The sequence below is a fragment of the Rhizobium sp. AAP43 genome (genome assembly GCF_001296045.1).
In the GTDB taxonomy this organism is placed as follows: domain Bacteria; phylum Pseudomonadota; class Alphaproteobacteria; order Rhizobiales; family Rhizobiaceae; genus Allorhizobium.
This window is the reverse complement of record NZ_LJHS01000012.1, coordinates 244376-257309: the sequence shown is the minus strand read 5'-3', so window position 1 is coordinate 257309 and position 12934 is coordinate 244376. Positions and strand designations below refer to the sequence as shown.

The 12934-nt window shown below is 58.6% G+C and carries 13 protein-coding genes; 8 read left to right on the top strand and 5 right to left on the bottom strand.

Translation table 11 applies throughout. The annotated features are described in order from the left end of the window. Positions 1-3: 3 nt before the first annotated feature. Positions 4-1713: a potassium-transporting ATPase subunit KdpA gene (kdpA, locus tag IP76_RS09770; RefSeq protein WP_054158016.1), complete on the bottom strand. Its 1710-nt coding sequence runs from the start codon at positions 1711-1713 to the stop codon at positions 4-6. Between the two features lie 14 nt (positions 1714-1727). Continuing rightward, positions 1728-1814 (bottom strand): K(+)-transporting ATPase subunit F, encoded by an 87-nt coding sequence (gene kdpF, locus IP76_RS23685; RefSeq protein WP_082352480.1) that lies wholly within the window; start codon positions 1812-1814, stop codon positions 1728-1730. Between the two features lie 566 nt (positions 1815-2380). Between kdpF and IP76_RS09765 the strand changes: the two genes are divergently transcribed. The 4 genes from IP76_RS09765 to IP76_RS09750 all read left to right on the top strand — a co-directional run bounded on the left by IP76_RS09765 (position 2381) and on the right by IP76_RS09750 (position 5400). Next, positions 2381-3400: a sulfate ABC transporter substrate-binding protein gene (locus IP76_RS09765; protein WP_054158015.1), complete on the top strand. Its 1020-nt coding sequence runs from the start codon at positions 2381-2383 to the stop codon at positions 3398-3400. A gap of 270 nt (positions 3401-3670) precedes the next feature. Beyond that, a complete protein-coding gene (locus tag IP76_RS09760; protein ID WP_054158014.1) occupies positions 3671-3871 on the top strand; it encodes a hypothetical protein in 201 nt (66 codons plus the stop codon). Between the two features lie 41 nt (positions 3872-3912). After that, entirely contained in the window at positions 3913-4455 is a 543-nt protein-coding gene (locus IP76_RS09755) for a flavin reductase family protein (protein ID WP_054158013.1), read from the top strand. Positions 4456-4521: 66 nt separating this feature from the next. Next, complete coding sequence (locus IP76_RS09750; RefSeq protein ID WP_054158012.1) at positions 4522-5400, top strand: acyl-CoA dehydrogenase family protein; 879 nt, start codon at positions 4522-4524, stop codon at positions 5398-5400. Between the two features lie 89 nt (positions 5401-5489). Here IP76_RS09750 and IP76_RS09745 read toward each other — a convergent pair whose 3' ends face one another. Further along, complete coding sequence (locus tag IP76_RS09745) at positions 5490-5939, bottom strand: Rrf2 family transcriptional regulator (RefSeq protein ID WP_054158090.1); 450 nt, start codon at positions 5937-5939, stop codon at positions 5490-5492. Between the two features lie 266 nt (positions 5940-6205). Between IP76_RS09745 and cysT the strand changes: the two genes are divergently transcribed. From cysT to IP76_RS09730, 3 genes are read left to right on the top strand one after another with little or no spacing between them, the layout of a single operon-like run. Next, a complete protein-coding gene (cysT, locus tag IP76_RS09740) occupies positions 6206-7057 on the top strand; it encodes a sulfate ABC transporter permease subunit CysT (protein ID WP_054158011.1) in 852 nt (283 codons plus the stop codon). Further along, a complete protein-coding gene (gene cysW / locus IP76_RS09735; protein WP_054158010.1) occupies positions 7047-7910 on the top strand; it encodes a sulfate ABC transporter permease subunit CysW in 864 nt (287 codons plus the stop codon). The genes cysT and cysW overlap by 11 nt, the downstream gene beginning before the upstream one ends. Positions 7911-7923: 13 nt before the next feature. Further along, positions 7924-8958, top strand: coding sequence for a sulfate/molybdate ABC transporter ATP-binding protein (locus tag IP76_RS09730; RefSeq protein WP_054158009.1), 1035 nt, complete (start codon positions 7924-7926; stop codon positions 8956-8958). 3 nt (positions 8959-8961) lie between these two features. Here IP76_RS09730 and IP76_RS09725 read toward each other — a convergent pair whose 3' ends face one another. Both IP76_RS09725 and hutC read right to left on the bottom strand, forming a co-directional pair. Continuing rightward, on the bottom strand, positions 8962-10416 hold the full coding sequence (locus tag IP76_RS09725) for an FAD/NAD(P)-binding protein (RefSeq protein WP_054158008.1): 1455 nt from the start codon (positions 10414-10416) through the stop codon (positions 8962-8964). Between the two features lie 198 nt (positions 10417-10614). Then, the gene (gene hutC / locus IP76_RS09720; protein ID WP_054158007.1) at positions 10615-11349 is read right to left on the bottom strand and encodes a histidine utilization repressor; all 735 of its coding nucleotides are present in this window, start codon (positions 11347-11349) and stop codon (positions 10615-10617) included. A gap of 135 nt (positions 11350-11484) precedes the next feature. On the opposite strand from hutC, the gene hutF reads away from it, so the two are divergent. Beyond that, positions 11485-12855 carry a formimidoylglutamate deiminase gene (gene hutF / locus IP76_RS09715; RefSeq protein WP_054158006.1) on the top strand — a complete coding sequence of 457 codons (1371 nt, stop codon included), beginning with the start codon at positions 11485-11487 and terminating at the stop codon, positions 12853-12855. The last annotated feature ends 79 nt before the right edge of the window (positions 12856-12934 follow it).

Below are 12934 nucleotides of genomic sequence, written 5' to 3'. Positions count from 1 at the left end.
CCTTTAGAACGTCTGGCCGGCGAGCATGGCGAAGTGTTCGACTATGGGGCCGAGCACCAATGCGGGCAGGAATTGCAGGCCGCCGAGAATGAGGATGATGCCGATCAAGAGGCCGACGAAGAGCGGGCCGTCCGTCGGGAAGGTGCCGGCGGAAGCGGGCGACTTCACCTTGGCAGCGAGCGATCCGGCGATCGCCATGACCGGCACGACATAGGCGAAGCGGCCAAGCAGCATCGCGATGCCGAGCGTAGTGTTGTACCAGACCGTGTTGCCGGTGAGGCCACCGAAAGCCGAGCCGTTGTTCCCGGCAGCCGAGGTATAGGCATAGAGGATTTCCGACAGGCCGTGCGGGCCAGCCGTGCCAATGCTCGCCACCGCGAAGGGCAGCATGGCCGATACGGCGGTGAAGCCGAGGATGACCAGCGGCAGGATGAGCACGGCGAGCATGGCGAATTTCATCTCGCGTCCCTCGATCTTCTTGCCGAGGAATTCCGGCGTGCGTCCGACCATCAGGCCGGCGACGAAGACGGACAGGATTGCGAAGACCAGCATGCCATAGAGGCCCGAACCGACGCCGCCCGGCAGCACTTCGCCGAGCTGGATGAGGAACATCGGCACCAGACCGCCCAGGCCCGTAAACGAGCCGTGCATGCCGTTGACGCCGCCATCCGAAAGACCGGTCGTTACCGCCGCATAAAGTGCTGTCATGGCCTGGCCGAAGCGGACTTCCTTGCCTTCCATATTGCCGAGTGCCGGATCGACGCCGATCGCCGTCAGTATGGTATTGCCCTGGGCCTCGGCCCAGTAGGTGACGGCGACGCCTGTGATCAGCAGGAACGCCATGGCCGAGATCAGCGCCCAGCCTTGGCGGCGGTTTCCGACCATCTGGCCGAAGGTGTAGACTAGGGCGGCCGAGATCGACAGCATGGCGAAGATGTTGAGATAGTTCGACCAGGCCGTCGGGTTCTCGAAGGGATGTGCGGCATTGACGTTGAAGAAGCCACCACCATTGGTGCCGAGCTGCTTGATCGCTTCCTGGGAGGCGACGGGCCCAAGCGAAATCACCTGATTGGCGCCTTCCAGCGTCGTGGCGGTTACCGATGCATCCAGCGTCTGGGGCAGGCCCATGGCGACGAAGGCGAGTGCAACGACGATGGCAAGCGGCAGCAGCACGTAGAGCGTGGCTCTCGTCATATCGACCCAGAAGTTGCCGAGTGTGGCAACCTTGGAGCGGGCGAGCGCGCGGGTAATGGTAACGGCAAGCGCCATGCCGGTCGCGGCCGAGAGGAAGTTCTGCACGGTGAGGCCGGCCATCTGAGAGAAATGGCTCATCGTCGTCTCACCGGCATAGTTCTGCCAGTTGGTGTTGGTGACGAAGGAGACGGCCGTGTTGAAGGCGAGATCCGAGGGCACGCCGGAGAAGCCTTGCGGGTTCAGCGGCAGATAGGCCTGCAGCCGCAGCATGGCATAAAGCGCCAGGAAGCCGGCAAGCGAAAAGGCGAGCATGGCAAGCGTGTAGCCGAGCCAGCTCTGCTCCTTCTCGGGGTTGATGCCACTCACTTTGTAGAGGTCACGCTCCACGCGGCCGAGTACGGGGGACAGGAAGGTCCGCTCGCCAGAAAACACCCGGGCCATGTAGAGACCGAGTGGTTTGATGACGAGGAGGACGGTGAGGAAGAAGAGGCTGATCTGCAGCCATCCGACTAGGGTCATGGATCTGCTCCCGATCAGAAACGCTCGGGACGCAGCAGCGTCACGACGAGATAGACGCCAAGCGCAATGGCGACGGCGAGGCCAAAGAGGGGTTCAAGCATCTGCGCGCCCCTCAAAGCCGGTCGAGCGCGCGGGCATAAAGAGCGAGCACGAGAAGCGTGCCTGTGCCCAGCGCGATGAAGATGAAGTCGGACATGTCCGTTTCTCCTGTTGATACCGACAGAGGATTAAGGGCGCTTCGGGTCAGGCTTCGATTGCGAAGTGATGGGGCTGGCAAAAGGAAAACATAAGGGCCTGCCGGGCCCGGCAATGCTCATGCAGGAGATCAATGCCAGCGGTGTGCGACTGCCTCACTATGCCTTTGATCGTCGCCTGAAAGTGACAAGCTCGGCGGGAGGCATCCAGCCGCCGCCGCTCCAGAAAAGCTGACTCACGCTTTATCTGGTTTGAAATTCAATGCTCAAATTCTGAATTTTGAGCGATTATCTTGGAATCTAGTTCTGTCGAAATAAGCGTTTTGGGTCATGATTGCCAATTCCGCTTTGTTCGCTCGAAAAGGTTGCCAAGATCGCCATTGAAAGGAAATCAGATTTTCTTATTTCATCCATTCAATTGATTATTTCTACCATTTTTATAGGCTTTATCTATCCAGAATGGAGGACGATAAATGTCTCTGATATCGAAAAGTATCGCTACAGCCCTGAGCCTTGGTCTCGTCTTGTCAACTTTCGCGCCAGGCTTTGCCCAGACGACACTGCTCAACGTATCGTATGACCCGACACGCGAGTTCTACAAGGAATTCAACGAAGCCTTTGCCAAGCACTGGAAGGCGGAGACAGGCGAGGACGTGAGTGTTCAGCAGTCGCATGGTGGTTCCGGCAAGCAGGCGCGCGCAGTCATTGATGGTCTCGACGCCGACGTCGTCACGCTGGCCCTCGAAGGCGACATCAATGCCATCGTGAAGGAGACCGGCAAGATCAAGGAAGACTGGCGTGGCCGGCTGGAGAACAACTCCTCGCCCTATACGTCCACGATTGTCTTCCTGGTCCGTAAGGGCAACCCGAAGGGCATCAAGAACTGGGGTGACCTCGTAAAGGGCGACGTCCAGATCGTCACGCCGAACCCCAAGACCTCAGGTGGTGCTCGTTGGAATTATCTCGCTGCCTGGGCCTGGGCCAATGAGGAATTCGGCGGCGATCAAGAGAAGATCAAGGCGTATATCGGTGATCTCTACAAGCGTGCACCGGTTCTCGATACAGGTGCTCGCGGCTCGCTAACGAGCTTTGCTCAGCGTCAGATCGGCGATGTCCTCCTCGCATGGGAAAACGAAGCCTATCTTGCGGGTCAGGAATTCGGTGCTGATGCCTTCGACATCGTCGTTCCTCCAATCTCCATCCTGGCCGAACCGCCGGTGACGGTTGTCGATGGCAATGTCGATGCCAAGGGTTCGCGCAAGCAGGCGGAAGCTTATCTCGCCTATCTCTACTCAGAGGAAGGGCAGAACCTTGCAGCAAAGCACTTCTACCGGCCTGCAAAGCGCGACTTGGTCAAGCCTGATCTCCTGAAGCAGCTTCCGGACATCAAGCTGGTCTCTATTGACGATCCGCTCTTCGGGGGCTGGAAGAAGGTGCAGCCTGAACACTTCGGCGACGGCGGCATCTTCGACCAGATCTACAAGCCGCGCTGATCTTCCTGGCTTCGCGAAAACCCGCATCGTCGTTCCGCTGCGGGTTTTCCATCTCGGGGAACGCATCGTTCGCCGCGCATGTCTGCGGCTCTCTAACAAACAGGCAAGCGCAAACCAATGTAGATCCCGTGTTCTAAACATGGGCATCAAAAGCGAACCAATTTACCGGGTCGCCGCATAATATAGAACACTAATTTGGTAGAATATATTGATTGATTGCCGGCGTCAGCCGACACTGTGATAATCCTGTGAAGAAGAAGGGGTCAGGACATGCCTATCGGCTTCAATTTGTATTCGTTCGATTTTTTCGAAGCATTCCGGAGAGGCCGGCAAGAGGAACTCGAAATGGGGATTGTAAATGTTGCATCCCGTTCTGCTGCAAGTGCCAATGACAAAAACGGAGATGAGCGTTCCCGCGATCAGGTCAACGCTCACGCCTTTTGGGGTCTCGGTTATTATCCGGTTCTGTGAAGCGCGCCCGCCAATCTTCCCTCGATCATGAAAGATCCAAGATGTCGAATCCTAGCGCCCAATTTCTCAACGGAAGGGGCGATTACCGAGAAGCCAATGCCCCGGAAATCGACCCGCTATTGTTGAAGGCCGCATTGCGGCAGCTTACTGGAGGCGTCACCATCCTCACAACAGGCTCTGATGCTCAACGGACCGGGGCCACGGTGACATCGGCGACGGCACTGTCAGTGCATCCGCCCCGGATGCTGGTCTCGCTGAACAAGAGCTCCTCAACTTGGCCTGTCTTGCAGATGAGCGGCACATTCGCCATCAATATAGCCGGAACGCGGCATCGGCAGCTGGCAGATCAGTTCGCTGGTCTTGGTGGACTGAAGGGCGCGGACCGCTACAATGGTGGTTCTTGGACCCGCCTGATTTCGGGCGCGCGCATTCTAGAGGATGCTGTTGCCGCCATCGATTGCGAACTCGAGGAGGCGATCGAAAGATACAGCCATGTGCTGGTCATCGGGCGTGTTCTGGCGATCCGGTCTGGCATTGGGGTTTCGCTCGCCTATGTGGATGGTGGATACCGCGTCCTGGACTGACTGAATGACGATCACGCGGATCGATGTTGAGCTCCTTCAACTGGTCTTGCCATGAGGGCTGAAGGCATGGGCACTATTACGCAGATCAGCGAAAAGCTGCGGCCTGTTCCGCAGCAACTGGTTTCTGAAGATCAGGCCCGAGTGTCGATCTCGGATCTTGCAGCCATTCCGGCTGAGCCGACTGCCTTGCTGGAGTTCATTTCCAAGCGTGGTCTGCTGGCAATTTCCGTCCCGGATGATTTCGGCGGTGCAGACCTTTCCAATGAACTGATGGCCGATCTTTTGATGGCGATCGCGGAAAGGTCGGCGCTGGCTGCCGTGCGTGCTGCATCTCACTTTGTTGCATTGGAGTTGGTCCGGACATCTGGCAGCGTTGAACAGCGGCGCGCGATCTATAGCCGTGTGCTTCTGGGAGAGCGGCTGGCGCATGTCGGTTTTGACCTGCCGGATATCGAGAGCTTAGCAGACGGTCTCGCTCTCGGTATCTCTCTGCCCCGCAGCGCGGTTCCCTCTTTGGAACAAGACTGGACAATCCTGCCTCTTTTGAACCCGGATGGTCGACGCGGAATTGCGATCCTTTCGGCCGAAAGTCTGCGCCCTTTTCCAGAGACGGCCTCAACCTTGCGTCTCGCCGGGGATCATTTTCTTTTGCTTGGCGAGAGTGCGGAACGCCTGGCTACAGCCTTGGGCGTGGTTCTGGACGCTGCAATGACTCGAGCCTTTCTATGTTCTGCAAAAGCCGGCGAGGATGGGTTTCAGCTTCCAGGAAGGACAGATGCAGACGACGTTTGGAATGAGTTGCTCGGCGCCATGATTACGCGCCTAGCGGGTATCATCGACGGACTGCAGGTTGGAGCAACCACGGTCAATATGAGCAAGCTGGAGACCGCTGAGGCTGCTCTCAGGGCGCTCAATCTCCGGGCGCGTGAGGGGCGTGCGTTCTAGGCAACAGGTCTGATCTTCGCATCTGCAGCCGCCCTTTTGCCTGCAGCCCATCTGGTGGGCTGGGCTGCCGAGCGTCTTGAACCTGTCGTCTATTCGCCGGCGATTAATTTACTCGGGGCGGCCTGATCCTTGGCAACGAACTCGGCAAGGGTCATGTTGTCCAAAATTGTCGCAATGGCATCTCTGACCTCAGTCATCGAGATGCGCACCTGGCAAGTCTCCGGCTCTTTGCAATCGTCACAGGTTTCGAACGCGGTGCGGCTGGCGCAACGGATGGGCGCGAGGGGACCGTCAAGTGTACGAATGACCTGACCAATCATGATTTCTGTCGGTGGCTTCGATAGCGAGTAACCGCCATTCGGCCCCTTCTTGGATCTGAGGATCCCTGTGTTGCGGAGTTCCAGGAGAATGGTATCGAGAAATTTCTTTGGAATATTGTTGCGAATGGCGATTTCCGTAACGAATGCGGTTTCGCCTTGTCCCAGGCGCGCAAGATCGACCAGAGCCTTCAGCCCGTATTTGCCTTTTTTGGTGAGCATGAGATCGCCTGCAGGTTGGGATATTTTGAGAAATGTATCATTTCCCATTTTCTAAATAGTTTTTGAGAGCTTTTTTCACAAGTGCCATTCACCGGAGGCGCTACCATCTCCTGGGCTTTCTCGGGCTATGACCGATATGCCGGTTAATAAATTCTACAAATTCAATAGAAAAGAAAAGTTTTGCCTTTTCTCTCCCCATGCACTCGTTTTGAATATGCGGGACAAGCCGCACAGGCAGCAGTTCAGGGATAAGGCAGGGGAAGCGGATGAAGCGTGCGATCGGTGCACAATGGCGGCAGCCGAGCATATTGCCCGGTTTCGGCCTGACGTTGGGTTATACGCTCGTCTATCTCACGCTGATCATCCTCATTCCGCTTACAGCCCTTGTGATCCGAGCAAGCTCTCTCGGATTTGCGGATTTTTACGCGATCCTCATGGATGAACGTACGCTCCTGGCCCTTCGCATATCTTTCGGAGCCGCGCTGATTGCTGCCTTGGTCAATGTCGTCTTTGGTGTTCTCGTCGCCTGGGTGCTGGTGCGCTATGATTTTCCGGGACGCCGGCTGCTGGATGCCATCGTCGATCTGCCATTTGCCCTACCAACGGCCGTTGCCGGTATCGCGCTGGCGGCTCTCTATGCAAATAATGGCTGGATCGGAGCGCTGTTCGCGCCACTCGGCATCAAGATCGCCTTTACCCCTGCCGGCATTGTCGTTGCCTTGATTTTCATCGGGCTGCCCTTCGTCGTTCGCACGGTCCAGCCTGTGATGGAAGAGCTCGACCGGGAGGTCGAGGAAGCCGCCGCCACGCTCGGCGCCAATCGCTACCAGACGATCCGCATGGTGGTCTTGCCCGCGCTGACCCCAGCCATTCTCACCGGCTTCGCGCTCGCCTTCGCGCGTGCCGTGGGCGAATATGGCTCCGTCATCTTCATCGCCGGCAACATTCCCTATGTCTCGGAGATTGCGCCGCTTCTCATCGTCATCCGTCTGGAAGAATTCAATTATGCAGGTGCGACGGCCATTGCCGCGATCATGCTGATCATCTCGTTTGCGATGCTGTTTCTGATCAATCTGCTACAGGCCTGGAGCCGCCGGAGGTTCACCAATGTCCGCTGATCTCCGTCCAAGGTTTCGCGATCCGGCGAGCGAGGCTCCGTTTGCGCGTTTCGTCCTGATTGCGATCGCCGTCATCTTCATGGCCGTGATCCTGCTTCTACCGCTGCTGCTTGTCTTTATTGAAGCATTTCGGCGCGGTGTGGCGGCCTTCTTCGAGGCGCTCGTCGAGCCGGACACGCTGTCTGCCATACGGCTGACACTGACGGTTGCGGCAATCGCGGTGCCATTGAACCTGGTCTTTGGCGTATCGGCCGCCTGGGCAATCGCCAAGTTCGAGTTCCGAGGCAAGTCTTTCCTGACGACGCTGATCGATCTGCCGTTCTCGATCTCGCCGGTTATATCAGGTCTCGTCTATGTGCTGCTCTTCGGGGCCAACAGCTTCCTCGGGCCGTTCCTCAAGTCCTGGGGTATCGAGGTGCTCTTTGCGATCCCCGGCATCGTGCTTGCCACCGTCTTCGTGACGTTTCCGTTCGTGGCACGCGAACTGATTCCGCTGATGCAGGAGCAGGGAACGGGCGACGAGGAGGCGGCCTTGTCACTGGGTGCGTCCGGCTGGCAGACCTTCTGGTACGTGACCTTGCCGAATATCAAGTGGGGTCTGCTTTACGGCGTGCTGCTCTGCAATGCGCGCGCCATGGGCGAATTCGGCGCCGTCTCCGTCGTCTCCGGCCATATTCGCGGCCTCACCGATACCATGCCCCTGCATGTCGAGGTTCTCTACAACGAATACAATTTTGTCGCGGCGTTCGCCGTATCGACCCTCCTGGCTCTCCTCGCGCTCGTGACGCTCGCGCTGAAGACGATCCTTGAGATCCGATACAGTGCCGAACTTTCCGGCACTCGCAAGCATTGAAAGGTTCCCCTGCATGGAAGTCGCGATCAAGAATATCCGGAAAGAGTTCGGCCAGTTTCCGGCGCTTCATGATGTTTCCCTTTCCGTCAAGACGGGCGAACTCATTGCCCTTCTCGGACCGTCAGGTTCCGGAAAGACAACGCTTCTGCGCCTGATCGCAGGCCTTGAGCAGCCGACCGAGGGGCAGATTTTCTTCGGCGCCGAAGACGCGTCGCACAAGACCGTGCAGGACAGGCATGTCGGTTTCGTCTTCCAGCATTACGCGCTGTTCAAGCATATGACCGTTGCCGAGAATATCGGCTTTGGTCTGCGGGTGCGGCCGAAGGCGACGCGTCCCACAAGCGCCGAGATCAAGACGCGGGTTGCCGATCTTCTCGCCATGGTCCAGCTCGAAGGTCTCGACAGGCGCTATCCCGCCCAGCTGTCCGGCGGTCAGCGTCAGCGTGTGGCGCTCGCCCGTGCGATGGCGATCGAGCCTTCCGTTCTGTTGCTCGACGAACCCTTCGGGGCGCTCGATGCCAAGGTCCGCAAGGACCTGCGCCGCTGGCTGCGCGAATTCCACGACCGCACCGGCCACACGACCTTCTTCGTCACCCATGACCAGGAAGAGGCGCTCGAACTCGCCGACCGCGTTGTGGTCATGAGCCAGGGTAAGGTCGAGCAGGTCGGTACCGCCGATGACGTTTATGATCGCCCGAACTCAGCCTTCGTCTTCTCCTTTATCGGCGAATCCTCGCATCTGCCGGTCAAGGTTCAGGATGGGAATGTCATGTTCGAGGGTGTGGTCATTGCCCCGGCGGACCAGGAGGCGGATGGTGAAGGCCAGCTTTACTTCCGGCCGCAGGATGTTGAGCTCGCCGATGGCCCCGGCAGCATCGTCGGCACGGTGACCGCGCAGCGGCGTCTGGCGGGCACCCGGATTGCCGAACTCGATGTCTCGGGCGAGGGCCCCGCACATCACATCGAGATCGAGATCCCGCTGAGCGCCGAAGTGGCCGTCGGTTCACCGCTGCGCTTCCAGCCGACGAAATGGCGGATTTTCCGCTAGGCCTCAGGCGCCGATTTCGATCGTTCTCGTTTGTTGCGTCGACCACCTGAGAAGATAGTCCACGATGGCGCTTGCCTGGGAGGCGATCTCGGGAACGCCGGTAATCTCGCCGAACCTGCCGCGGGTCAAAGGGCCGGCCACGACGATTGAAGGCTGCGGGTTGCCCCTGAGCGAGATTGCCCGGCAGAGATGATCGCAATCGATGCCAAGCCCCAGCCGGTCCGGCCTTAGCATGCCTTGATCCGCCAGGTTCTTGAGGAAGGGCTGGTAGTCCAGCACATTCGATTGATCCGGACCCGTTGCAACGATGATGCGGTCCACCTCAAGGGTTTCAGCTGTTTTTGTTATCCGCCGGGATAGGTCTACGCGGATCCTGTCGCCGTGAGAGCCGACTTTGGTCAGGCGACCGCTCAGAAACGTCACTGGAGCGTCGCCCACTTCGGTTTGTAACAGCGCTTCGATCTGTGGCGGCATTCGAAACCGGTGGACTTCATACCATCGCCGCAAATGCCGGAGGACGCGTCTCTGCTCTTGCTGCGGCATTTGCATCCACAGGGTCTGGCCTTGATGTCTCAGGGCATCCATGGCGCTTTGCCAGGGCACACCATCTCGTGTCAATTCGGCGACGACATCCCGGAACCGGCGCAAGACGGAGATGGCGGTTGGCTGTTCAAGCGTGAAATCTCCATAGGGCGAGAAGTCCCCGCGGGCGTGAGAGCGCGGCAGAAGGCCACTGCGCGACAGGATTGTGATTGGCCCCCTGTGGTTTCGGGACTTTAGGCACGACAGGGCATCCAGCGCTGACAAGCCAGATCCGACGATGAGGATGGTTTCGTCAGTTGAGATCCGCTTGAGCCCGCCGATATCGCCCGCGGCAACACATTGCCCGGTCCGCATCAAATGTGTGGGGATCTGGAATGGGGTCTTGGCCGGTGCATGTCCCGTGGCGATAACGACGGCGTCGACCACCGTGGGTGTCCCGCTCTTCGTGAAAAGCGTCCAGCCTGCCGAGGTACGTTCCATTGAGACTACCTGTTCGCGAACATGGAGAATTCGTCCTGTCTCCATGTGCGGACGAAGCAGCTCGCCCATGAAATCCCCGAAATCGCTGCGCCTGGCGTAGATGCCGCTATCCGTGACTGCCGATACGTCGGCTGACAGACGTCCCGTTTTTTTGAGCCAGACGGCAAACGCGCCGGGATCTCCGGGAACGGCTCGCATGCGATGCGCTGCCACATTCAGGCGCAGGGATGGATCGGGAGCGGAATAGGCGAGGCCCGCCCCTAGTTCAGTCCTTGGTTCGAAGACAAGGATCTGATCGATCCTCTCATGGGCGCGTTCGGCCAGATGCCGCGCAATGATGGCTCCCGTATATCCGCCACCGATGATCGCGAACCTGGTCGCGCCGGGGCCTCTGGCTCTCGGTTGTTGGGTGATCGACATGGTGATGCGCAACATGATCATTCTCCCTATGATTTGTACATATAATAGGTAGAAATACTAGATTGTCCAGAATGTCAGATCCTACGATTTTCTGGTCGCGGACGTACGGACGCGCTCAGATGCAAAAGCCGATGCAAAAAACTTGATTGGGCAGCGCCGATCTATCTGTCGCGTTCCACAGGGGGGGGGGCGTCATGTGCGCCGCGATCACTTTCAGGAACTGTTTTCCAGCCTGTACCGGCTGCCTGGATATAGAAGCCGCACTGATGTGACGATGCGGTCGGAGGACCATGTCCTGCGACGAATGAGAAGGCAGGGCTCTGCGCGCATGACCGCCAGATGCTTGCATTCCCATGGCTGCGGCAGGACGGCTTCGACGAATTGTTCCGTATGGGAAATAGGTGCGACAGTCGTCAAATATGCATTGGGCGTGGTGCTGTCGAAATCCTGCATCAGATAATCCGGCGCAACGGCCGGGTTGACGAAACGATCCTCCAGCTGGATCGGTAGGTCGTCCTCATGGTGCAGGATGACGGAGTGGAAGACCGGTGCGCCGACATCCATTTCCATGGCTTCTGCCAGATCGTGGCCACAGATCTCCGTCTGTGCGAGGATCACCAGTGCGGTATGTAATGCGCCACGCTCGACAATCTCGTCGGCAATGTTACGCACGCCCATGAAAGGCGCGCTGCGCTTCTTCTTTGCCACGAAGGAACCTCGACCCTTCACCCGAACGATGACGCCTTCCATCGCAAGCTCGCGCAATGCGCGGTTGGCTGTCATTCGGCTGACATTCAGCGTGTCCGCAATCTCGTTTTCCGAAGGGATGCGATGATGAGCCGGCCATTCGCCGGTTTCGATGCGATTCTTGATGTCCGCTTTCAGGCGCTGATAGATCGGAACCTCCTGCAAGCCTGCAGCCTGAATTGCCGTCTCTTTCTTCGTCATGGTCGCCTCTCCCCGTCTGCCCTCATGTGCATACGAAATATGCATACGAAAGAAAGCGCAAAGTTTCGGCAAAGCCACTTGCCGGCCCAGAAAATCTCTGCCATCTTCCCTATACAACTTAGCAAGGCTACGCAAATGACCGCGTCGGAAACTCTTTTTTGTGAACATATCCTGCTGCCGCAGGGCTGGTCATCCGACGTATTGCTGACCTTTGGGGCAGATGGTGGCATTGCGGCGCTTGACACGTCTGTAGAGGCCATACCGCAGACGGTCAAAGCCTCCGGGCCTGTCGTTCCAGCCTTGCCGAACCTGCATTCGCACGCATTTCAGCGCGCAATGGCCGGACTTGCCGAACTGGCGGGGTCGACGGAGGATAGTTTCTGGACCTGGCGCGACAGCATGTACAAGCTTGTGGCGCGCATGTCGCTTGATGACATCGAAGTCGTGGCTACAAAGTTGTATAGTGAACTACTCAAGGGTGGCTTTGGTCATGTGGTGGAGTTTCACTATTTTCATCAAGCAGGCGCGGACCGTCGTCGCGGCAATGCAGCGGATACCTCACGGCGAATCCTGTCGGCGGCCAGGGGTGCGGGCATCGGCCTGACCCATCTTCCGGTCTTTTACGCCCATGCGGGTTTTGGCGGAACGGAACCGGGCGAGGGCCAGCGCCCCTTCATCCACACTGTCGATGGTTTCCTCGGTCTGCTGGATGCGTTGAGGCCCGATTGCGATGCCATGGGCGCGACGCTTGGTCTGGCGATCCATTCGCTGCGTGCGGCAACACCGGATGAAATGCGGGCGATTCTTGCTGCTGAAAAGACCGGCGGTCCAATCCATATCCATGTCGCTGAACAGGAACGCGAGGTTGAAGACTGCCTTGCCTGGAGTGGACGCCGTCCGGTGGACTTCCTGCTCGACGAAATGCCGGTCGATGCGCGCTGGTGTGCGATCCACGCGACCCACATGACGCCGGAGGAAACGGCAAGGCTTGCCCGCTCCGGGGCGGTCGCGGGCCTTTGCCCGGCGACGGAAGCCAATCTCGGCGACGGCATTTTCCCGGCAACCGATTATCTCGCCCAAGGCGGTGTCTTCGGCATCGGCACGGATAGCCATGTTGCAACATCGGTTGCGGAAGAGCTTCGCCTGCTCGAATACGGACAGAGACTGCGCGACCGTCGCCGCAATCGGCTTGCAAGCGGTCCGGGCGCCTCGGTAGGCCGTACGATGTTCGATGCAGCCCTCAAGGGGGGCGCGCAGGCTGCCGGTTTGTCCGGCCATGGCATCCGGATCGGGGCCCGCGCCGATCTTGTCGTGCTTGATGGCAACAATCCATTCATCGGCGCTGCATCCGCCGACCAGATCCTCGACCGCTGGCTGTTCGCCGTCGGTGACGCCGCTGTGCGCGACGTGATGGTGGGCGGGCAATGGGTCGTCCGTGAGGGGCGGCATCGCGATGAAGAGGCCATCGACCGCCGTTTTCGCGACGTGCTTCAGAGGCTCGGATAGTCATAAATCCGAGGTTGTCGACCAGCAAATCACCACGAGGGGTACTTCCATGCAGCATGTCAGTTTGAATGGTCCCCTG

Coding starts and splice junctions, on each gene's coding strand:
- kdpA (WP_054158016.1), bottom strand. CDS start 1,713: ATGACCCTAGTCGGATGGCTGCAGATCAGCCTCTTCTTCCTCACCGTC.
- kdpF (WP_082352480.1), bottom strand. CDS start 1,814: ATGCTTGAACCCCTCTTTGGCCTCGCCGTCGCCATTGCGCTTGGCGTC.
- IP76_RS09730 (WP_054158009.1), top strand. CDS start 7,924: ATGGAAGTCGCGATCAAGAATATCCGGAAAGAGTTCGGCCAGTTTCCG.
- IP76_RS09745 (WP_054158090.1), bottom strand. CDS start 5,939: ATGCTCACCAAAAAAGGCAAATACGGGCTGAAGGCTCTGGTCGATCTT.
- IP76_RS09755 (WP_054158013.1), top strand. CDS start 3,913: ATGTCGAATCCTAGCGCCCAATTTCTCAACGGAAGGGGCGATTACCGA.
- hutC (WP_054158007.1), bottom strand. CDS start 11,349: ATGACGAAGAAAGAGACGGCAATTCAGGCTGCAGGCTTGCAGGAGGTT.
- cysT (WP_054158011.1), top strand. CDS start 6,206: ATGAAGCGTGCGATCGGTGCACAATGGCGGCAGCCGAGCATATTGCCC.
- IP76_RS09765 (WP_054158015.1), top strand. CDS start 2,381: ATGTCTCTGATATCGAAAAGTATCGCTACAGCCCTGAGCCTTGGTCTC.
- cysW (WP_054158010.1), top strand. CDS start 7,047: ATGTCCGCTGATCTCCGTCCAAGGTTTCGCGATCCGGCGAGCGAGGCT.
- IP76_RS09750 (WP_054158012.1), top strand. CDS start 4,522: ATGGGCACTATTACGCAGATCAGCGAAAAGCTGCGGCCTGTTCCGCAG.
- IP76_RS09760 (WP_054158014.1), top strand. CDS start 3,671: ATGCCTATCGGCTTCAATTTGTATTCGTTCGATTTTTTCGAAGCATTC.
- IP76_RS09725 (WP_054158008.1), bottom strand. CDS start 10,416: ATGTTGCGCATCACCATGTCGATCACCCAACAACCGAGAGCCAGAGGC.
- hutF (WP_054158006.1), top strand. CDS start 11,485: ATGACCGCGTCGGAAACTCTTTTTTGTGAACATATCCTGCTGCCGCAG.